This window comes from Pseudomonas sp. FSL W5-0203, assembly GCF_001896155.1.
In the GTDB taxonomy this organism is placed as follows: domain Bacteria; phylum Pseudomonadota; class Gammaproteobacteria; order Pseudomonadales; family Pseudomonadaceae; genus Aquipseudomonas; species Aquipseudomonas paracarnis.
Genome location: NZ_MPOR01000011.1, coordinates 92,573 through 112,769, shown reverse-complemented (window position 1 = coordinate 112,769; position 20,197 = coordinate 92,573). Strand labels below are relative to the sequence as shown.

Sequence of the window (20,197 nt, the reverse complement as noted above, 5' to 3'; positions counted from 1 at the left end):
AACCTCTCTATCAACACTAATTAAAATAACCAACTGTCACTGATAAGGAATCAAGTGATCGTGCTCCAGATCCCGCATCAACTCGCTCAACATCTCGCTTTCGCTGCGGGGCTCGGTCATGGGGATGTACCAGGTCGTAGCTGTCCAACCACCACGCTTGTAAGCATAGGTTTTGAGCAGTTGCCCGTCCTTGAACAGCGAGCCGTGCAACTGGCGCTCGTAGGTGTAGGGCACTGGCACGGTCAACAGCGTCAACGCGCCAAGTATCGCCGGGAGCGCACCGGCCCCTTTACCGCCGCGTTGATCGACCAACAAGCTGTAGCCCGTCTTGCTGAAACCGCCATCCATAAAACTGAAGGCACCTGTGTCACGCAACAACTGGATAACTTCGCGTTGCGTCTGCTGTTCAAACCTCGACACGGGCGACGGCATCGTGACACTCATCGGCACGTAGGCACGCTCTGCCTTGTAATCCAACGGTTTGAGGGCGGTACCGCAACCACCGAGCAACAGCACGGCGGCCAGTAACGCAGTCCTGATCATTGTGCGTGCTCTTCGGGCAGCAGCCCGTCGCGCTGTACATCTTCGGCAAAAGCCCGTGCAACACGGTGACCGCTCTGTAGCTCCATCCCGCCAGGGCCATCCAGCAGCCAGGAATATTTGTGGGTGACGTTGCGGTAGCTGTACTGCTTGAGCTGCTTCCCATTGTGCTGCAGGGAGAACTCGGTGGTGGTGTCAATGCTCACGGACAGGGGCAGCAGAAACAGAGTTGCCGCGCTCAGCAGTACCACCGGGAAAGGCGGCATATCACGCTGAACGTTGTAGCGCACCCACACCGAGTAATCGTCCGCGTTGCCCCGGCCGCTTTCGACACTGCGAAACACCCCAGTCTCACGCAATTGGTTACGAATTTGTGCTGCATTAAGCGGGTCATCGATCATGACGTGGATCGGCTTGAGATATTCCTTGCCATCCGGCAATGCACGCTCAGGAAGCGTATGGGTGGTTGCACACCCGGTCAGCAGCGCCAGGGCGCTGAACGTAATAAAACGGTTCATGGGCGTGTCTCGTGAAGGATGTTCTGGCCCGCCCCGGATGGCAGCGGCGCGATGATATAAGGGGCGGCGCTGCGATAATCCAGCGGCAACAACTCCAGAGCCGGCAGGCCCGCAACAGAGTGCCGCGCTAGCGGCTCATCGCGTGCTTGCTGGTCGCGCCAGCGGAAGGCACACAGCGAAGCGCCAAGGCATAACGAGCGAAATTCACCGAGGTAATAGGCGTTGCCGGCCTTCAGGCGCAGTGGCAGGTTGAATTTCTCTCGCGCCTGCACCGAGGTGTAGGTCGTCCCCAGAGGGGGTGAATAACTGCTGGAGAAAAACTGAAAATCATAGAACTCATAATCCCCAGGCTTGAGCGCCAACACGAATACACTGGCGGCACCGGCCGCATCCTTCACATCCTGAGGTGTTTGCCGACCGACGCCCACCCAGATCGCTGCGGCGCCAAACTCGGAACCGCGCTTGCGAAACAGTAAACGCTGATTAGGCGCAGGAGATGCGCTAAGGCTCTGCGGGCCGATTGATCCGACTACATAAGCGACCGGGTCCTGGGGGCCAGGTTGCAACGGCTGGCTAACCAGCGACGCAGACTGAGTACCGCAACCTGCCAGGGCTGCCGTAATCAAGAACAAGGCCAAAGGCCGAGAGAAGCGAGACATATCGAACCCTGAACGCAGGCATAAAAATAAACGGCAGGCGTCAGGAAAAATATGGGATGAGCCTTCCTGGCGCTGCGCCTCGCGTCACTGCGAGGGGGGCGAATGGTACGGGGGGAATCGCGGTTTGACTACAGATGATCAGCAGCATTTGTCAGCGCTCGGTGAAAGCCACTCATATCACCGCCTCCGCCTCAATCTCAATCAACCACTGCGGCAACGACAACCCGCTGACGATAATCCACGAAGACGGTGGCGGGTTGTGCGGGAAGCGCTCAAGTAGCGCATGGGCGATCGACGCTTGCTGCTCACGGGCAGACTCGACGGTATACAGCCGCAGCATGATCACATGAGACAGGTCGCCACCGACCTCGGCCAGCACCTTTTCGATATTGTCCAACGCTGCGGCGGTCTGTTCGGCGATGCCGGGGCCGACCGTGTGCTCTTGAGCATCTACCCCCACCTGCCCCGACAGCATGATTCGCCGGCCCTCTGGCACTTCCATGGCCTGGCTGAAACCGTACTGCAGGGAGTTGAATACCGTCGTGGGATTAATAACCTTTCGTTGCATGACCAATCCTTGTTGTCAGTAGGAAAACAAGGCTAACCCAAAGGAATCGCTAAGGATGATGGTTCAACATCCAGCAACATGTTCGTGGGTGAAGCGCTGAACCTTGAGTGCCCGGCGGCCTGATGAAAACGCGCAAACCCGCCAGGCAATGACATTCCCCTGTGGGAGCCGTCGAGCTTTAGCGAGGCCGCGATAGCGGTGGGTCAGGCAATGAGTATGTTGACAGTGCCGCCGCCATCGCAGCCTCGCTAAAGCTCGACAGCTCCCACATTGGATCGGCTGTGTCTCAGTAGATAGTGATCCATGCTGGAACTTCACTGCTATCATCCAGCCACTACTTATGACATGGAGGTCGCTATGCACCAGGTAACAACCCTCGCTTGCTTACTGGTATGCGGCGCCCTCACCGGCTGCAGTATCACGCAAACCGTCACCCCCGTTCCCTCCTCAACTGTTCACTCGCCCGAAATCTGCATGATTCCCGCCGCAGGCTTGCGTGAAGGCTTCAATACGACTTACACCGCTCAATTACGCAGTAAGGGCTTTCAACCCCGCGAGTTGCCGCCAGGCGCCCCGCCCGCCAGTTGCGCGCTGTCGACCACTTATATCGGTACATGGAGCTGGGACATGGCGCTGTACATGAGCTTCGCCGATATTCAGGTGTTCGAGAACGGTCGAAGGGTCGGACAGGCGTTGTATGACTCAACTTCGGGTGGCGCCCGAATGGGCAAGTTCATCGACGCGCAAAGCAAAATCATCGAGATGACCAATCAGCTGTTTCCCAATGCTGATTACGGCATGACTCGACGTCAGGCTGACCTTCTTCCCTAGAGCGAGCTCATCCACCTGCCTGCGCCACACTTCATACCACCTTCTGTAGGAGCGAGCTTGCTCGCGAAAAACCCACAGGCGCCGCACTTACTCAGGAAGCACGCGTTATCGTTGACGTTTTTCGCGAGCAAGCTCGCTCCTACATGGCATTATCGTGCCAGGCTACCAGGTGCCCATCGCCAGGCTGTGCGGTGAAAATTCAGCGAATTGCCAACGCAAGGCCAACGCTGCCGGGCGGCGGACCACATGTTCCACCGTCACCGTCCACAAGCGCTGCGCGCCTTCGAACTCAGCTACTTGCGGCCCGCTCAGGATCAACGAAGTACGCCCGGCCACTTGCAGCACGTCACCCGTCTCAAAATCAACAAACAACAACCCCGCCACCGGGTTGGCGTGCAGGTTGCCGAGGGTGTTGAAGAACAGGTTGCCGGAAAAATCCGGGATGGTCAGTACGTTACCTTCCACGCGCACAAATCCCGTATTGCCGCCTCGGTGGGAGACGTCCACCGAACGTTCGCCGTGCAGTTCGACGTAGCTGGCGACGAAGAAAGTGTCGGCGTGGCGGATCAGTGCTTGTGCGGCGTCGTCCAGGCGGCAGCTGCGCTCGGCCAGGTTGCCGGGTTTGCGTGCAATGCCAGCGACGGGCCGCAGTTGGATGTACTTGGGGCAATTGCCGAAGGTGTGCACTACGTCCACAGTAAAGCCCTCATCCTCAAGCGATCCGATCCGGCCATTCATGCGATTGCGGCGGCGGGTGTTGAGGTCGATGCCCAGCAGGCCGATCGCCGCGCCATCCGTTATCCCAGCCCAGGCGGGATCGCTTTTGGCGGGCAGGCTGTCGATCTGCAGCGTGTGTGGGTCCGGTGAATGCGCAAACCCTGGAGCGCCTTCCAGCATCGTTGCCCAGGGGATGCCTTGTTCGTCCACCACACCCGCGATCAAGTACGGCAGCAGCGGATAAAAATCGCGGTGCTGCTCAGGCAGATGATCACGAATGACCTTAGGCCCGATCATGGCCATGCGTTCAGAGACGCCGGCACTTTCCTGCATGTGTCGTTCGCCGACATGCCAAGGGGTTGGTTCAATCGAGTGCATGGCGCTCACCTCCGGTTAGATACTGAAGATGCTGCACCCACACCGCGATGGAGAGAATGCCCACCCTGGGCAATCCACTATTACGCCAACTGAAACGCCGGATGCTCGCGCAACGCGGTGACGCAGTAGTCGACAAAGCTGCGCACGCGCATCGACGCATGACGACCTTCGCGGTAAACCACATACACCGGCTGCGGCGGCGACTCGAAGGAAGGCAACAGGCGCTGCAACTGGCCGCTCGCCAGGTGTTCGTGCAGGGGGTAACTCAAGGCTCGAATCACGCCAGCCCCCTGCACCGCCGCATTGATCGCACCTTGGACAGTGGCGCAACGCAGCCGGGCGCGAGCCTTGAGGGTGTAATGCGGGAAATCCCAGTGCACCGGGTCGGCGCTGGCAATCAGATGATGCTGCTTGAGGTCGGCCGGATGTCGGGGTTCGCCCCGGTTCGCCAAGTAAGCGGGGCTGGCGCAAAGGACAGTGCCCACCTGCCCGACCTGCCGCGCAATCAGCGACGAACTGGGCAATTCGCCGACCAGTACCGCCACATCCAGCCCTTCTACGTGCAGGTTAGGGAAATAATCGTGATAGTGCGCGATGACACGCACCGCCGGGTAGCGATCCGCATAGCCGGCCAACAACGGCGCCATGACATAGCGGCTGAACAGCAACGGCAGGAATATCCGCAGGTCGCCCTGGGCCTGCACATGCAAACCGTTGGCCGAAGCCTCGGCCGCGTCCACCGCTGCCAGCAGACGCACACAGTCGGCAAGGTAAGCCTGGCCTGCATCGGTCAGGCTGACCCCACGGGTGCTGCGTTGCAGCAACACCACGCGCAGGCGTGCCTCAAGGCGCGCAACCGCTCGTACCAGCGTCGGGCCGGAGACCTGCGCATGGCGCGCCGCCGACGCCAGGCTGGGTTGCCCGGCCAGCGCGGCAAACAGCTGCATATCGCGAAAACGCTCCATCAGGCGCGCTGCTTCGTCGCCGCGTTCAGGGCCGGGTCCTGCCCGAGGCGATGGCTGAGGAAATCCACAAACGTATTGACCTTGGCCGGTATGCGGCCGTTTTGCTGGAACACCACGTGGATCGGCAGCGGCGCCGGTTCGAAATCCTCCAGCACCAGCTCCAACTCACCCGCCGCCACCGCTGCCGCGACTTGATAAGACAGTACCCGCGTCATGCCCCAGCCCAGGCGGGCCAGGTTGATCGCGGCATTGTTGGCGGTGACCACCAGGCGTGGCTCGATCGGTACCTTCAGCGGCTGGCCGGCGTCGATGAATGTCCACTCACTGACCAGTTGGCTGGACGATGAGGTGACGAGCTTGGCCTCACGCAACTGCTCGGGGCGCTGGGGCCGCCCGTGTTGGTCAAGATAAGCCGGCGATGCGCACACCACCCGGCGTACTTCGCCGACCTTGATCGCTTGCTGCAAGGATGGCTGCAGGTGGCCGATACGCACCGCCACGTCAACACCTTCGTCGGTCATATTGACCACCCTATCGACCAGCAAGGCGTTGATAGTCACCAAGGGAAAACGGTCCAGATAATCCCCCAGTACCGGCGCCACATACAACTCGCCAAACAGTACCGGTGCGGTCACCGTCAACTGGCCGCCCGGGATGGAGTAACTGCCCGCCGCCGCTTCCTCGGCTTCGTTCAGCTCGGCAAGGATTCGTCGGCAATCTTCCAGGTAACGCTGGCCGGCTTCGGTCAAGTGCAGACTGCGGGTGGTGCGCGCCAGCAGCTGGGTGCCGATGCGTTGCTCCATGGCGGCAATGGCGCGGGTCACGCTGGGCGGCGACGTGTTCAGGCGCCGTGCGGCAGCCGCAAAGCCCTCCTCCTCGGCCACGGCCAGGAACACCTGCATTTCATGAAAACGGTCCATCGGTGCCCCTTGGTTGTTATTGCGATTGCAGCCCCACCGCCGTGCGCGGCATGCCAACGAAACCCGGCAGTGCTTCGATGCTAGCGAGCCAGGCGCGCACCTTAGGGTAGTCGGCCAGGGACACATTGCCTTCCGGCGCGTGGGCCACATAGGTGTAGAAGGCGATATCGGCAATGCTGGGCTGTTCACTGGCGAGGAAACGGCTCTGGCTCAGTTGCTGCTCCATCACGCTAAGCAAGGCATGGGCACGGTTGATTGCGCCGACAGTGTCCACCTCGGCGCCAAACACCGTGGCCAAGCGCGCCGTGGCAGGCCCGGCATGGAGTGGGCCGGCGGCGGCCGAGAGCCAACGCTGCACCTTGGCTTGCCCGACAAGGTCGCTCGGCAGCCATTGGCCGCTGCCATAGGTGCTGGCCAGGTAAATCAGGATCGCATTGGAGTCGGCCAGTACCATCCCGCCGTCATCAATCACCGGCACCTGGCCAAAGCTGTTCAGGGTGGTGAGGAACTCAGGCGTTTTATGCGCGCCTTGCTTGAGGTCCACCAGGATAAATTCACTCGCCAGCCCCAGCAGGGACAACATCAGCTCGACCCGGTGGGAGTGGCCGGACAGGGGAAAACCATAGAGTTTGATCGCAGGCTGGGTCATTACAGGCTCCAAATGAGTGGGTATCGACGCCAGGGATGTTCTACCGCTGCCCTGTCTGGCGGAATGACCAGGATTCACAATCCAGCATTTCATCCAGCGAAACAATCTTCATTGACGTCATGCCAAGACGGGCGCGAGGATTTCACGAAAAAATTCAAACTATCGCCGCCCCCATCGTTCACACCTTCACGTGCAACGTTAAGTAGGAGGCAACATGCAGTATCGACAAATGGGTCATTCCGGCCTGCTGGTATCGGAAATCATCCTTGGCACCGTCCCTTTTGGCGGTCGCGCAGAATTTGAAAAATGCGGTGCGGTGGATGTGCCCCTGGCCAAGCGCATGTTCGATATGGCGTTCGACGCCGGGGTGAATATGGTCGACACCGCTGATCTCTATTCCCACGGCTTGGCCGAAGAAGTGGTGGGCAAGGCGCTGGGCGACAAGCGTCACGACATTCTGCTAGCCACCAAGGGCCGCAGCCCGGTGGACGACAACCCCAACAACTCCGGCTCATCGCGCTACCACTTGATCCGCGCGTGCGAAGCCAGCCTCAAGCGCCTGGGTACCGACCACATCGACTTGTACCAACTGCACAACTGGGACGGCATGACGCCAATCGAAGAGACCCTGGAAGCCCTGCGCCTGTTGGTGGGTTCGGGCAAGATCCGCTATTTCGGCACCAGCAACTTCACCGCCTGGCAGATGATGAAAACCCTGGGCAAGGCTGAACTGCACGGCATGCTCAAGCCGATTACCCAGCAGATCTACTACACTCCGGAATCCCGCGAGGCCGAGTACGAGTTGCTGCCGTTGGCCCTGGACCAGCAGGTCGGCACTTTGGTGTGGGGCCCGATGGGCGAAGGCTTGCTGACCGGCACAACCCGCCGCGGGCACAAGCCACCGGCCAATACCCGCCAGGGCAGCGGTTGGCCGGAACCCTACGTCCACGACCAGGAACGTGCGCTGGACATTATCGAGACCCTCGCCGCCGTCGGTGATGAACACGGCGTCTCGGTCGCCCGTACCTGCCTGGCCTGGCTCAAGGATCGCCCGGGGATCACCTCGCTGATTGTCGGCGCCCGTACGGAAGCACACCTGCGCGATAACCTGGCGGCCACCGAACTGAAACTCACCGACGAGCAGTCGGCGCGCATCGAAGCCGTCACTCGCCGTCAGCCGTTGTACCCCTACTGGCACCGCTTCACCGCCGGGATTGATCGTTTTGATCCAGCGGAGCAACCCTTCCTGGCCGAGCATCAAAAAACCCTGGATGCGCGCCAGGACAAATAAAACAGCACCTGCCCCAATGTCGATGAATTAAGCGAACGCAATCCCCAAAGCAACGAAAATCCTATGTGGGAGCTGCGCTTGACTGAGTGGCATTGGGGCAAGCCCACATTTTCAGGGTTGCACCGAACGGCAATGCTGCCTATATTTCCCGCCTGGCGCTCTCTACGCCACCTTCCGCGGAAAGGGCTGCGCCCAAGACATCCCAGCTCCACCACATTTCTACGACTCCCAACCTTGAAGCGGAAAAGGTTTGTGCAAGGAGCTCGTATGTCGCAACGCCCTTTGGCCTCCTCTACCAATGGCCGCCTCAACCTTGAGCAGCAGCGCAAGCGCGCCAAGGAACTGTTGTCGCACCTGAAAAAACTAGACCCCAGCGCCACCTTGGCCCAGGCCCAATGGCAGGTCGCCAGGCAATTGGGTTTTGCCAGTTGGCCCAAGCTCAAGGCGCATATCGATGCCCTGGACTTTGCTGCGCGCCACCCCGGTTTCGAGGCCAGCGACGAGGCACGTACTCACCATTGGCGCTGTGGCAATGACATTGCCCACAGCTTGCAGGTGGCTGGGTTCAAGGGCCGCTTCCAGATGCTCAGCGACCCACTGTGCATGGGCCCCGTACGCAATCTTCCCAGCGCCGAATTCCGCCGCCTGCGCAGCGCTTTTATCAGCCAGACTTTTGCCTTGACCCCTGCTGATGTAAACCTGCGCGTTGACGGGGAATACACCCAATTGGACGCACTGGCCGGCGCCGAACATAGCGTGTTGTGGTGTGAAGCGGATGCCTATGACCAATTGTTCCTGATTCGCGCACTCTCAAGTCTTGAACGCACGCCGAAAAAACTTGAGCTGATCGAGGTCGACCGCATACCGGGCGTCGAACGGTTTATCGGGATCGGGCAACTGGCGCCCGACGTGCTTGCCTGGCTATGGCCGCAGCGACGCTTGATCGACGACACGGCGGTGCACCTGGCCAAACAAGCCTGGTCGGCTTATTGCGACTCCTCGCCGACCAAGCTGGCAGAACTGGCCCGTACCGCTCACCCGAGCCTGCCGCTGCTTGCACCGGCGCTACGCCGCCAATTGCAGGAGTTGCCAGGAATTGAGGATGGCCTCTCACTGACCGAGCGCTTGGCGCTGAGGTATATCGCCGAAAGCGGGCCAGTGGCGTTTGCCCGGGTCTTCGCAGAGTTGATGGCCAGGCGCGAACCCCTGCCGTTCCTTGGCGACCTGATGTTTCATGCGCTGATGCGGCCGTTGATCGATGGCGAGCAGCCGTTGCTGGTGGAAACAGAGAGGGATCAACCATGGCCTAAGCGCCCCTTGGCGTTGACGCCACTGGGGCAGGCTGTATTGAACGGCGACACCAACTGGATGGACCACGCCAGCCATGAGCGTTGGGTCGGCGGTGTGTGCCTCAGGCCTCGGCAGCCCCATTGGCGAATGGGCAATCACCACATGCCCACCTGGGGTGAAGCCTGGCTTTAAGACGATTGCGAAACGGCAACGAGCCGCGAGCATCGCAAGTGATTAGACTGGCGTGCTGACCACGCCACCACGCTCTTCGAGACCCAGCCCATGCGCAACCTGTTCTTTGCCAGCCTCTGCTTGCTCACCACCGCCCTCGCAGGCTGCCAGCAACACCCGCCGGCCAATGACCAACTCGACGCCGTGCTCTGGACCCAGACGTCCATCGAGCACGAACTGATCTACCGCCAGCTCTTCGCCAATGCCACCCGCCAACTGGATGTTGCCCTCGCCGACCCGAGCTGGGACGCCCTGCCTTTTGCCCCACGCAACCTGGCCGGCCTGCCCCCGGCGGTGGTGGTGGACATCGACGAAACGCTGTTGGACAACGTGCCCCTCAACGCCCGCGACATCATCAATAATCAGGTCTATTCCTATGATCGCTGGAACACCTGGGTCGACCAGGCCAAGGCCCAGGCACTGCCAGGCTCGGTGGCGTTCCTGCAGGCGGCCCGGCAAAAAGGCATCCAGGTTTACTACCTCACCAACCGAGAACACAGCCAGGTCGCGGCCACGGCCAAAAACCTGCGTTTGCGCGGATTTCCGATTGAGAGCGACGCACAGATCCTGGCGGCCAGCACCCCCACCGGCCACTGCGAAAGCGCGGGCTACGGCAAGCAGTGCCGCCGTCAGTGGGTCGCCAGGCATGCCCGCGTGCTGTTGATGGCCGGAGACTCCCTGGGCGATTTCGTGCAGGCCGAGCACAACACCCTGGATGCACAGCGCAAGGCCGTCGAACCCTATGTGAATTGGCTAGGCCAGCGTTGGTTCCTGCTGCCCAACCCCAGCTACGGCAACTGGTACAGCGCGCCGTATGGGGATGATGAGAGCTTGCCGTTTGCGCAGAAACGCAGGTTCAAGCAGCAGGCGTTGCTGTTGCAGCAATAGGGTGACGCCCTGCCGTGATGATCGTTCCCACGCTCTGCGTGGGAATACATCCTGTGACGCTCCGCGTCACGTTGTGCAGATGGGACGCGGAGCGTCCAGGGCGGCATTCCCACGCAGAGCGTGGGAACGATCAATGTAGGAGAGGGCTTATTGGGCGGGTCGCAACAACTGCATCTGCTGGCGATAATCATCCGTCACCTGCCGCGCCTGGCTGCTGCTGGTAATCACCCTCGGCGTAATCAGCACAATCAGCTCCGTGCGGTCCTTGGACTTGCCGGTATTGCCAAACAACCAGCGCAACCCCGGAATCTTCGCCAGGTAAGGCACGGCACTGACGCTCTCAGCGTTGTCCTGCTTGATCAATCCGCCGAGCAATACCGTCTGGCCACTCTGCACCGCCACCTGGGTGGACACCGAGCGCGTGGAGATACGCGGGTTCACCGGCGTCTCACTGTTCCCCGTCGGGTTCTGGGCATCACTGACCTGTTGCTGGATATCCATGTACACCAGCCCACCCGGATTGATGCGCGGCACCACATCCAGAATCACCCCCGTCTGCACATATTCCACACTGCTCAAGGTGGTGTCGGCGTCCCCGGTATTGACGGTGGTCTGGCTGATGGGAATGTTGTCCCCCACCTGGATCTGCGCCGGCTGGTTGTTCATCACCACCAGCGATGGCGCCGATAGCACCTGGGTGCGGCCGTTGGTCTCCAGGGCGTGCAGGGCCACTTGCAGGTTGGAACTGACGAAGGAGTAGAACAACGAGTCCGCCGCCCCCAGCCCTGCCCCGCCACCGCCCAAGGCGCCTTGGCTGCCGGAAGCATTGGCCACCGTGGTGCTGGTGGAATTGCCGGCCAGGCGGCCCAGGTACCACTGCACCCCCAGGTCCAGTTCGCCGGTGAGCTTGACCTCCAGGATGCGCGTCTCGATCTGCACTTGCAGCGGTGGGTTGTCGAGGCGTTTGATCGCCGCTTCGATCTCTTTCCATTGCGCCGGGCGGGTGCGTACCAGCAGTTGGTTGCTGCTCTTTTGCGCGGTGATGCGCGTGCCCGCTTCGAGGTCGCTGGTGGGCGATGCCTGGGTGTTTTCGGCAGGCTCGGATTCAGGTTCTTCGGCTGCGGGCACCGGGGCGCTCGCCTGCAAACCGGCACTGGTGGACGAGGACAGGGTGGTGGTACGCAAGCCCGGTGCTACCTTCGCCGGGGCGTCATCCTTGATCGCGCCATTGCCGTAGATCTGCCGCAGGTACTTGGCGAGGTCGGCGGCATTCATATTGCGCACGTCGTACACATACATCTGCGGCTCGTTACCGCCGCCCTCGTCGATGGTGCGGATCCAGTCGCCCACTTCGCTGAGGTACTGGGGCTGGGAAGAAATCGCCACCACCGAGTTGGTGCGCTCGACCGGCAAGAACCGCAGCATGCCGGCCAGGGGTGTGCCACTGTCCGCGCCGAACATGGCTTGCAGCTCGGGCATCAGCTCGGCCACCGAGGCGCGTTGCAGGCCGAACACCGCCACCGACATGCCCTTGAGCCAGTCCACGTCGAAGGTGTCGATGGTGTCCTGGTAGTTGGCCAGTTCGTCGGGCGTGCCGGCCAGGCTCAGGACATTGCGCGCCGGGTCCACCAACAAAAAAGCGTTTTCACGGGCGAAGGGTTTGAGCAGTTTCTGCATCTCGGTGGCCGAGATATAGCGCAGTGAAAACAGACGTGCCGAGAGGCCGCTGGCCGGTTGCGCCACGCGCATCTGCGGCACCAGCTTGCCCGCCACTGCCTGGTTGGCCGGCAGGATCACATAGCGGTTGCCCTGCTTGATCATGGCGTTGTCGGTCCAGGACAGCAGGGTTTCGAGAATCGATAGCGCCTGCTGTTTGTCCACGGGTTTGGAGGTGGAGAAGCTGACCGTGCCCTTCACGCCCTCGGCGATGCTGTAGTTCTCGTGCAACAGGTCGCCCATCACGCTGTTGATCACGGCCTCGATGGGCTGGTCGGCGAAGTTGAACACGATGTCGCCCCCCTGCTGCGGCACGTTTGCCGGCGCTGCGGGCTGGCGCACAAACGCTTGATTGCCACGAATCAGCTGGCGCTGCGGCGGAGCCTGGGTGGCAGGTGGAGGGCTTTCGGCCACAGGCGCCTGAAGCGCCGGGCGTTGTGTGCCGGTGCCCTGCAGGGCCTCGTGCAGCAGGTCGTCGTCCGGGTCGAGGGTGTCGGGCAAAGAGCCACAGCCGCCCAGGGAGACGGCGGTAGCCAGGCAAAACAGCGAAGTGCGCATATCAATCAAGGGAGAGACTCGCGGGGATGTGAGATCAGGGGTAACCGCTTACCGTAGAGGCTCAGGGTCTGGGTGCGCCCGTCCAGGGCAAAACGAGCGTATTGCGGGGTCAGGTGTTCCAGGCGCCAGCCGTTGGGCAACGCCTGGCCCAAGCGCACCGTGAGCGTTGGGCCACCGGCTTGCTTGAGCATGGCCATTTGCAGGTTGCCGGTGATCATGATGCCGCTGAGGGTCAGGTTGGCCAGGCTCGCCACCTGGGTTTTACCCACCTCCCGGTCCGGGCGGCGATCCGGGCTGAACAGCGGCGCTTGCCAGGTACCGGCAAGGTCTCGCAACGCCGGCGTGGGAGCGGCCTGCACCTGGAAAGAGGGTGGCGCGTGCACCGGCGCATCGGGTAACCACCGGGGGGCATCGCCGATGCTGCTGAGGATCATCGCCATCAACAATCCCAAGAGCCCGGCCACGCCGAGCCAGCCCCATTCAAGAGGACGCAATGGGCCGATCATGGTGCCACCCGCGCCGGTTGCAGGTAGCCGCGCACCAGCAGTTGCACCGCCAGCTTGCCTGCCCCACCACTGGCTGGCGCCTGTTTGTCGCGACGAATATGCAGCTCATCGACGAACAGAAAAGGCGGCTGATATTCCAGCCCATGCAGGATCGCGGTCAGCGGTTCGATCGCGCAATTGAGCGTGAGGCTGACCTTGACCTGACGATAGGGCTCGCTGTCGTTTTGTTCAGGCGTGATCGGCTTGCGCTGGGTGAGGTTGCAGCCGCCGCCGAGGTTGGCGTGGCTGTTGATCAGGTCGGCAAGACGCTGCATCAGGTCGGCGGCGACCACGTCCGGGTCGTCCCCCGGCAACAGGCTGGCGCTGCTGGCCGGGTCTTGCTGTGCCTGCGCCAGCTGTTCGCGCAAGGCATCGCCCTGGCGTATGACGCTGGCATAGCGCTGCTGCTGTTCACGCAACTGTTCGGCCTGTTCACCCATGGCCCGCAGCGGCCCGGCGAACCAGCTGTCGATCAACAGCCAATAGGCCGCGCCGAGCACCAACGCCAGGGTCAACAAGGCGGCGCCGCGGCGTTCACGGCGTGTGAGGGGTCGGCGCATCGGCGGCCTCCTGGCGTAAGTGGGCACGCAAGGCAAACTGGTCCTTGCCGGTGCGTGCGTCGGGTTGGATCACCCCTTCGAACTGCGCGTTGTCCAAGCGCTGGCAGCCTTTGATGCGGCTGATCAGGCCACTGGCCTTGGCGCTCTGGCCGGAAAAGCTCACCTCGCCGTCCTTGACGTCCAATTGGTCGAGCCAGGTGTCGGCGGGCAGGCAGCTGGTCAAGTCATTCAGTAGGCCGGCCAGGGGGGGTTGCGCCCGTTTGCGCTGGGACAGGTACTGCGCCGCACCACGGGTGTTGAGCAGTTGCTGGCGCAGGGCGTGCACCTGCGCGACCTCGGCTTTTTGCTGTTGAACAGTGGCGTGCATGCTGTCGAGTACCCGCTGGCGATCGTTGAGCCACAACAGCATCGCCGCAATCAGCAACGCGCCGCACAACCACGGCAGGCTGCGCTGCAATTGCTTGCCGGCAGAACGTGAACGCGGGCGCAACGGCGCGGGCAGCAGGTCGATACCCAGGCCCGCCGCGTCCACACGGTGTGGGTACAGGCCGAGGGCGGCACAGTCAGTGAGGACCTGGTCCAGGCGCTCGCGCAGGATCGCCACCACCCTCACCTCCAGGTGGCTGGGCGTGCGCCGCTCCAGGCGGGCGACAAAGTAGAGCTGGTCGGCGTTGAACGGGGTATAGCGGTCCAGTTCATAGCCAACCACCTCCACGAGGTTGCGCGCGGCAGCCAGAGGCAGTTGCACGCTTTGCTGCAACACAGCATCAGGAGCAAGCATCAGCACCTGGCGCGCATTGCCTGGCACCACCGGTGCCGTGAGCGGCCAGTGATGAACGTGCTCGGGCGGGTCCTGGAACGCCAGCCACTTCGGCACACAGCCGCGTAACTCTGTGAGCCACAGGCGCCAGCCTTGTTGCAGCAGGCTGCCGCGCCAATAGCGGGCAATTGGTTCGAGTTGAATCATTCTTGCCACCGCACCACCCGATAGGGCTGTGCGCTGTCCTCCGCAGGGCTTAATAAAAGGGTCAGTCGCAGGCGTGCCTGATAGCCGCCGGGGCGCTCGGCGCGGCTGTCGATTTCCACGACCTGGCCGGGGTCGACGCCCTCGGCGTCCTGGCGTGGCAGGTTCAACGCCTTGCGCATCAGGGGGCTGGCGAATGCCGGAGCGGGCCGGTCGAGGTCGCTCCACAAGGTGATGTGCGGCAGTAGTTGGCTGTAGAGCGCCGGGGTCATGCCGGGAAGTTGACGTACCTCCTCCAGCACCCGAAACGGCGCCAGGCCCTGATGGCGGCGAGTCTCAAGGGCCTTGGCCAACTGCTGGGCCTGAACCGGTGTGGCGCCGCAGGCCAGGGCCAGGCGCGTGAGGTCTTGGGGGGCAGCGTTGACCAGGTACAACTTGCCGCGCTCACTGCGCAGACTGACCTGCAAGCGGGCGTCGTCGAAGGTCAGCGCCATAGAACGCCCGTCCGCCACCCACTGCCCTTGCGCCATGACCTGTGCGATACCGGCCTGGGCGGCCAATAGTGTCTGGGTGTGCTGGCGCAGCCACAGCGCCTGGCGACTTTGCAGCTGCACCCACCCGGCCAGGCCACCCAGCAATACGCTGAGCAAGGCCAGCACCCACAACACCAGCAACAGGGCCGCACCGCGTTGGCGCTTCATTCTTCGCTGCTCGCGCTGGACAGGTTCAGGCGCAGCGCAACCACCTGGGTGACCCACGGCACCGGCCCGTCGACGGTGGCGTCGATGCGCACCGCTGTGGGCAAGCGCCGGGGCCAGGGCCACGGGCTCAACCAGTCGGTGGGCTGGCCCAGTGGCGAGACACCGCGATAGCTGAACTGCAGCGCCTCGACGTTGTGCAAAAGCACCTGCGGCTCATCGCGCTGCGCGTTGGCCTGCGATGCCCTCTGCGAAAAAGCCACCTGCAAATCCTGCCCGACCCGTTGGAGGGTAAAGCGCTGGATCCCCCCGCCCAATACACCGGGCAAGGTCGCCACAAATTGCAGACGCTCAGGCGTGCCGATAAAAAAACCTTCGGCCTGGCTGTCATCGTCAGTGAGCTTTAGCGGCAGCGCCTCGCTGATCGAGGTGCGCAAAAACTGTTGGGCGGCGCGCATTTCATCCAGGCTGACGGTGTAGGCCTGGGCCTTGGCCACCGCCCGATTGGCCCCCAGCAACGCTGCGCTCACCAGCAGCAACAACACCGACAGCAAGCTGAGCACCACGAGCACTTCCAGCAGGGTGAAACCCTGCTCACGGCGCTTCACAGGCGCGCCTTCAAAGTGCTGAAGTGCGCCTGATGCGCGCCTTCACGCACGTTCAGGTCAAGACGAAACAGGTGCGGCTGTTGGCGGGTGCTGGTCAGTTGCCAATGGATGCCGTCGAGTTGGCCTTGGCGGGTTCCTTCAATCAGCGGGCCGGCAGCTTCCTGGTCCAGCAGCGTGAGCGCGGCATGGGTAAGGCGGTCACTGCGGGCCACCTGGGACAAGGCGCGCGCGCTCTGGCCGAAGGCAACCAGCAACACGCTGCTGCACACCGCCATCAACGTCAGGGCGGCGAGCATTTCCAGTAAGGTGAAGCCGGCCTGGTGCTTCATGGCAGCGCCTTGGATTGCACACTGCCGGTGAGCCAGCCAATATCGATGCGCCAACGCCGGCTGCCGTTGGCCAGCAGCAGGTTGCCGCCGGTAGAACTGCCGTCGGGATAGAACACCACGGCGGACCCTGCCTGCTCGGCACTGTGCAAGGTCACTTGCACCTGCGCTGGCCACTGCTGTGACGCACGCCCTGAAGCCTGGAATGTGCGGCCCTGGAGGTCAAACCGAGTGTGCGTCGCCTGGCCGCTGACGATGGCGCTCGCGCGCGTGGCGCGCAGCGCCTCGACCATCTGCGCGACCACCCGCCGCTCCTTGGCCACCTGCAGCCCTTGCCGTACACCCAGCCCCAACAAACCCGCCGCAATGCCGATCAATAGGATGACCACCAGCATCTCCAGCAGGGTAAAGCCTCGCTGGGCCACGGGCGGGTTATTCCCAGTTGCCCAGGTCGGCACTGTAGCCCTCGCCGCCGGGTTGGCCGTCCTGGCCGTAGAAGATCAGGTCGAAGGCGCCGTGCTCACCGGGGAAGCGATAGCCAAACCCGTGGCCGAACGGGTCTTTCAGCTCCGAAGGCTTGGCGTAGGGGCCGGCCCAGTTGGAAGCACTGGCCGGCTTGTCGAGCAGCTGTTGCAGGTTGTTGGGCGGCGCGCCCACGTCCAGGGCGTAGCTGTCGATCTTCATGCTCAAACTGGCCAGTTGCGCCTTGCCCGCGCCGTACTTGCCCTTGTCCACATTGCCACCGACCTGGCGCACCACAATGGTCGCGACAATGCCCAGCAGCACGATCACCGCCAGCATTTCCAAAAGGGTGAAGCCGCCTTGGCGGTGTCGGGTTTTCATCGGTTCTGCTCCTTGAAAGTTCATATATGGCTGGTGAGGCTCATCAGCGGCAGCATGATCGCCAGCATGATCACTGCCACCAGCACCGCCATGACCACGGTCAGGGTCGGCACCATTGCCGCGAGCAAGCGTTCGATGGCGCGCTTGGCCTCGACGTCGAAGATGTCGGCAACCTTGAGCAGCATGCTGTCCAGTTCGCCGGCCTGTTCACCGACTTCGATCATGTGCAGCGCCAGCTCCGGTAGCAGCGGCTGGCGACCGAACGCATCGGCCAGCGTACCGCCGCCCTTGACCCGTTGCGCTGCCAGCGCCACTTGCGCCTGGAGCGCACGGTTGCTGCAGACTTGCCGGGCGATCACCAGCGCGGGCAGCAGCGCCACGCCATTGCTGAGCAACGTGCCGAGGGTGCGGGTCAGGCGGGCGGCTTGCACCCGTTGCAACAGCGGGCCGATCACGCGGATGCCCAGCACGTGACGGTCGTAACGCTCACGGCGCAGGGGGTCGCGCAGGCGCGCCGCCAGGATCCACCCACTGATCGACAACCCGGCCAGCACCACCAGGCCATAGGCACCGAGGAACTCGCCGAGCGCCAGGATCACCTGGGTGATCAGTGGAATCGGCACGCCAAGGTCCTGAAAAATCGGCACGAATTGCGGCACCACATAGGCCAGCAACAGCGCCAGGGAACCCAGTACACCCACCACCAGGAACGCCGGGTAGATCAGCGCATTGATCACCTCGCCGCGCAGTAACTGGCTGCGCTCCAGGTAGTCGCTGAGCTGGCGCAAGGTGCCCTCCAGCGCCCCGCCGGCCTCACCGGCGCGCACCATGCTCAGGTACAGCGGGGAAAACGTGCCGCCCTCCTCCTCCAGCGCCGCCGACAGCGGTTTGCCGGCCTTGACCTGGTCGCGAATGCGCTCGATCAAGGCCTGCACCTGAGGATGGCGGGCTTGCTTGAGCAACAGGTTTAAAGCGCGTTCGAGGGGCTGGCCGGCGCCCAGTAGCGTGGCCAATTGCTGGGTGAAACTCACCAGCGCTACGCCCTTCAACTGCCCACGTGCCTGGCGCAACAAGGGGCCGCTGGCCGTTTCGATGTGCAGCAACAACCACCCGCGCTGATGCAAGACGGCGACAGCGGCCGCTTGGTCAATGGCCTGCAACGTGCCGCTCTGGGCCACGCCCTGGCTGTCCAGGGCGCGGAACTTGAACAGGCTCACGCGTCATCTCCGCGGGTGACGCGCAGCACTTCTTCCAGGGAGGTGACACCGGCCAGGGCCTGGCGCAAACCGTCTTCATACAAGGTGCGCAAACCGGCGCGGCGGGCGGCGTGCTCGAGGCTGGCGGCGTCGGCGTGGCCCATCAGCAAGCCACGCAACTCATCGTTCATCACCAACAATTCAGTGAGGGCGCTGCGGCCGTGATAGTCACCGCGGTAAAGCAGGATCGGACGCTGCTCGGTCAGGCGATCCAGGCCATGCTCCTTGATCAATTCCGCTGGGGCCTGGAAGGCTACTCGCGTGGCCGGGTCCAGGCGCCGCACCAGGCGCTGGGCGAGAATACCGCTGACCGTGGAGGCAATCAGGTAGCTTTCCACGCCCATGTCCAGCAAGCGCGTGATACTCGCCGCAGCGCTGTTGGTGTGCAGGGTCGAGAGGACCAGATGGCCAGTGAGTGACGATTGGACGGCAATGCGGCAGGTTTCCAGGTCGCGGATTTCGCCGATCATGATCACGTCCGGGTCCTGGCGCACGATGGCGCGCAGCGCTCCGGCAAAGTCCAGGCCGATGGCCGGCTTGACCTGGATCTGGTTAATCCCTTCAAGCTGATATTCCACCGGGTCTTCCACGGTGATGATCTTGCGCTCAGCGGTATTGAGCTGCGACAACGCGGTATAGAGCGTGGTGGTTTTGCCCGAGCCCGTAGGCCCGGTGACCAACAGGATGCCGTGGGGCCGCGCCAATAGATCCTGGAAGGCCGCCAGGCGCGGGCCATCAAAGCCCAGGCTGGGGAAATCGAATTGCACGGTTTGCCGGTCCAACAGGCGCATCACCACCGACTCGCCGAAGCTGGTGGGCACCGTGGACACCCGCAGATCCAGCGCCTTGCCCTGGATGCGCAGCATGATGCGCCCGTCCTGGGGCAGGCGTCGTTCGGCGATGTCCAGGCGCGCCATTATCTTCACCCGCGAGATCACCGCCGCCGACGAACTGGCAGGCGGTGCTTCGGCGTCGTGCAGCACGCCGTCGATGCGGTAGCGCACCTTGAGTTGGTTTTCGAAGGGTTCGATATGGATATCCGAGGCGCGCTGTTCCACGGCGCGCTGCAGGATCAGATTGACCAGGCGAATCACTGGCGCTTCGGAGGCCATGTCCTTGAGGTGTTCGATGTCTTCCAGCACGCCGCCCTGCTCATCGAGGTTTTCGATCAGGCTGCCCATGGCGGAACGGCCCTGGCCGTAATAGCGCTCGATCAGTGTGTCGACTTCATTACGCGAACCGATGGCCAGCCAGACCGGCACCTCACAGGCATACGCCAGGGCCTGGAACGGATACCACTGCGCCGGGTTGGCGGCCATTACGCGCAACCCGCCCTGATGCCAACCCATCGGCACGACCTGGTAATGACGCATAAAGCGCTCGGTGAGCACGGGAAGCGGGTCGAGCAACGGCGGCGCCGCGTCGGCCAGCAGCAGTGGCGCATTCAGCAAATCGGCCCAGGCGCGAGCCAGTTCGACCTCGGACACCAGGCCCAGGCGCGTGAGTAAACCGAGCAGGTCGCCAGGCTCAGTGGATAAACGCTGGGCGCGTTCCAGATCAGCGATTTTGAGCCCGGCGTGCTGCATCAGCCACGCGCACACCTGGTCGGTATGCGGGATCTGCATTTTGCAAGCATCGATGGGCGCTGACGACATCATTGAGGAATATCTAACGTTGC

At 62.7% G+C, this 20,197-nt stretch carries 23 protein-coding genes; 4 read left to right on the top strand and 19 right to left on the bottom strand.

Going from position 1 to position 20,197, the window contains the following annotated elements; translation table 11 throughout:
• Positions 1-36 precede the first annotated feature (36 nt).
• From BOP96_RS12945 to BOP96_RS12930, 4 genes are all read right to left on the bottom strand, one after another.
• On the bottom strand, positions 37-543 hold the full coding sequence (locus BOP96_RS12945; protein ID WP_073452986.1) for a hypothetical protein: 507 nt from the start codon (positions 541-543) through the stop codon (positions 37-39).
• Positions 540-1,058: a hypothetical protein gene (locus BOP96_RS12940; RefSeq protein WP_003192421.1), complete on the bottom strand. Its 519-nt coding sequence runs from the start codon at positions 1,056-1,058 to the stop codon at positions 540-542. Before BOP96_RS12940 ends, BOP96_RS12945 begins: the two co-directional genes overlap by 4 nt.
• Positions 1,055-1,717 (bottom strand): hypothetical protein, encoded by a 663-nt coding sequence (locus BOP96_RS12935; protein ID WP_032874242.1) that lies wholly within the window; start codon positions 1,715-1,717, stop codon positions 1,055-1,057. Before BOP96_RS12935 ends, BOP96_RS12940 begins: the two co-directional genes overlap by 4 nt.
• A gap of 172 nt (positions 1,718-1,889) precedes the next feature.
• Entirely contained in the window at positions 1,890-2,285 is a 396-nt protein-coding gene (locus tag BOP96_RS12930) for a RidA family protein (RefSeq protein WP_073452984.1), read from the bottom strand.
• A 357-nt stretch (positions 2,286-2,642) separates the two neighbouring features.
• Here BOP96_RS12930 and BOP96_RS12925 point away from each other — a divergent pair, with 357 nt between their 5' ends.
• Complete coding sequence (locus BOP96_RS12925) at positions 2,643-3,116, top strand: Sbal_3080 family lipoprotein (protein ID WP_032874240.1); 474 nt, start codon at positions 2,643-2,645, stop codon at positions 3,114-3,116.
• Between the two features lie 162 nt (positions 3,117-3,278).
• Here the strand turns inward: BOP96_RS12925 and BOP96_RS12920 are convergent, their stop codons facing one another.
• The 4 genes from BOP96_RS12920 to BOP96_RS12905 form a co-directional block, all read right to left on the bottom strand.
• Positions 3,279-4,211: a pyridoxamine 5'-phosphate oxidase family protein gene (locus BOP96_RS12920; protein WP_073452982.1), complete on the bottom strand. Its 933-nt coding sequence runs from the start codon at positions 4,209-4,211 to the stop codon at positions 3,279-3,281.
• A gap of 80 nt (positions 4,212-4,291) precedes the next feature.
• The gene (locus BOP96_RS12915; protein ID WP_014719093.1) at positions 4,292-5,176 is read right to left on the bottom strand and encodes a LysR family transcriptional regulator; all 885 of its coding nucleotides are present in this window, start codon (positions 5,174-5,176) and stop codon (positions 4,292-4,294) included.
• Positions 5,176-6,096, bottom strand: coding sequence for a LysR family transcriptional regulator (locus BOP96_RS12910; protein ID WP_019821154.1), 921 nt, complete (start codon positions 6,094-6,096; stop codon positions 5,176-5,178). The genes BOP96_RS12915 and BOP96_RS12910 overlap by 1 nt, the downstream gene beginning before the upstream one ends.
• A gap of 16 nt (positions 6,097-6,112) precedes the next feature.
• On the bottom strand, positions 6,113-6,745 hold the full coding sequence (locus BOP96_RS12905) for a glutathione S-transferase family protein (RefSeq protein ID WP_019821152.1): 633 nt from the start codon (positions 6,743-6,745) through the stop codon (positions 6,113-6,115).
• Between the two features lie 214 nt (positions 6,746-6,959).
• On the opposite strand from BOP96_RS12905, the gene BOP96_RS12900 reads away from it, so the two are divergent.
• From BOP96_RS12900 to BOP96_RS12890, 3 genes are all read left to right on the top strand, one after another.
• Positions 6,960-8,036 carry an aldo/keto reductase gene (locus tag BOP96_RS12900; protein WP_032874237.1) on the top strand — a complete coding sequence of 359 codons (1,077 nt, stop codon included), beginning with the start codon at positions 6,960-6,962 and terminating at the stop codon, positions 8,034-8,036.
• Between the two features lie 267 nt (positions 8,037-8,303).
• A complete protein-coding gene (locus BOP96_RS12895; RefSeq protein ID WP_073452980.1) occupies positions 8,304-9,518 on the top strand; it encodes a DUF1835 domain-containing protein in 1,215 nt (404 codons plus the stop codon).
• A 90-nt stretch (positions 9,519-9,608) separates the two neighbouring features.
• A complete protein-coding gene (locus tag BOP96_RS12890; protein WP_060767777.1) occupies positions 9,609-10,445 on the top strand; it encodes a 5'-nucleotidase, lipoprotein e(P4) family in 837 nt (278 codons plus the stop codon).
• A 147-nt stretch (positions 10,446-10,592) separates the two neighbouring features.
• Here BOP96_RS12890 and gspD read toward each other — a convergent pair whose 3' ends face one another.
• From gspD to gspE, 11 genes are read right to left on the bottom strand one after another with little or no spacing between them, the layout of a single operon-like run.
• A complete protein-coding gene (gene gspD, locus BOP96_RS12885; RefSeq protein WP_073452978.1) occupies positions 10,593-12,719 on the bottom strand; it encodes a type II secretion system secretin GspD in 2,127 nt (708 codons plus the stop codon).
• Positions 12,720-12,724: 5 nt separating this feature from the next.
• Positions 12,725-13,225: a general secretion pathway protein GspN gene (locus BOP96_RS12880; RefSeq protein WP_072446239.1), complete on the bottom strand. Its 501-nt coding sequence runs from the start codon at positions 13,223-13,225 to the stop codon at positions 12,725-12,727.
• Complete coding sequence (gene gspM / locus BOP96_RS12875) at positions 13,222-13,824, bottom strand: type II secretion system protein GspM (protein ID WP_032902001.1); 603 nt, start codon at positions 13,822-13,824, stop codon at positions 13,222-13,224. The genes BOP96_RS12880 and gspM overlap by 4 nt, the downstream gene beginning before the upstream one ends.
• Positions 13,799-14,791 carry a PilN domain-containing protein gene (locus BOP96_RS12870; RefSeq protein ID WP_073452976.1) on the bottom strand — a complete coding sequence of 331 codons (993 nt, stop codon included), beginning with the start codon at positions 14,789-14,791 and terminating at the stop codon, positions 13,799-13,801. Before BOP96_RS12870 ends, gspM begins: the two co-directional genes overlap by 26 nt.
• On the bottom strand, positions 14,788-15,489 hold the full coding sequence (locus BOP96_RS12865; protein ID WP_020300757.1) for a general secretion pathway protein GspK: 702 nt from the start codon (positions 15,487-15,489) through the stop codon (positions 14,788-14,790). The genes BOP96_RS12870 and BOP96_RS12865 overlap by 4 nt, the downstream gene beginning before the upstream one ends.
• Entirely contained in the window at positions 15,486-16,094 is a 609-nt protein-coding gene (locus BOP96_RS12860; protein WP_014719113.1) for a prepilin-type N-terminal cleavage/methylation domain-containing protein, read from the bottom strand. The genes BOP96_RS12865 and BOP96_RS12860 overlap by 4 nt, the downstream gene beginning before the upstream one ends.
• A complete protein-coding gene (locus tag BOP96_RS12855) occupies positions 16,091-16,423 on the bottom strand; it encodes a type II secretion system protein (RefSeq protein WP_014719114.1) in 333 nt (110 codons plus the stop codon). Before BOP96_RS12855 ends, BOP96_RS12860 begins: the two co-directional genes overlap by 4 nt.
• The gene (locus BOP96_RS12850) at positions 16,420-16,845 is read right to left on the bottom strand and encodes a GspH/FimT family pseudopilin (RefSeq protein ID WP_072433812.1); all 426 of its coding nucleotides are present in this window, start codon (positions 16,843-16,845) and stop codon (positions 16,420-16,422) included. Before BOP96_RS12850 ends, BOP96_RS12855 begins: the two co-directional genes overlap by 4 nt.
• 7 nt (positions 16,846-16,852) lie before the next feature.
• Positions 16,853-17,263 carry a type II secretion system major pseudopilin GspG gene (gene gspG, locus BOP96_RS12845; RefSeq protein ID WP_019821138.1) on the bottom strand — a complete coding sequence of 137 codons (411 nt, stop codon included), beginning with the start codon at positions 17,261-17,263 and terminating at the stop codon, positions 16,853-16,855.
• A gap of 20 nt (positions 17,264-17,283) precedes the next feature.
• Positions 17,284-18,480: a type II secretion system inner membrane protein GspF gene (gene gspF, locus BOP96_RS12840; RefSeq protein WP_073452974.1), complete on the bottom strand. Its 1,197-nt coding sequence runs from the start codon at positions 18,478-18,480 to the stop codon at positions 17,284-17,286.
• The gene (gene gspE, locus BOP96_RS12835) at positions 18,477-20,144 is read right to left on the bottom strand and encodes a type II secretion system ATPase GspE (RefSeq protein WP_230957573.1); all 1,668 of its coding nucleotides are present in this window, start codon (positions 20,142-20,144) and stop codon (positions 18,477-18,479) included. The genes gspF and gspE overlap by 4 nt, the downstream gene beginning before the upstream one ends.
• Between the last annotated feature and the right edge of the window lie 53 nt (positions 20,145-20,197).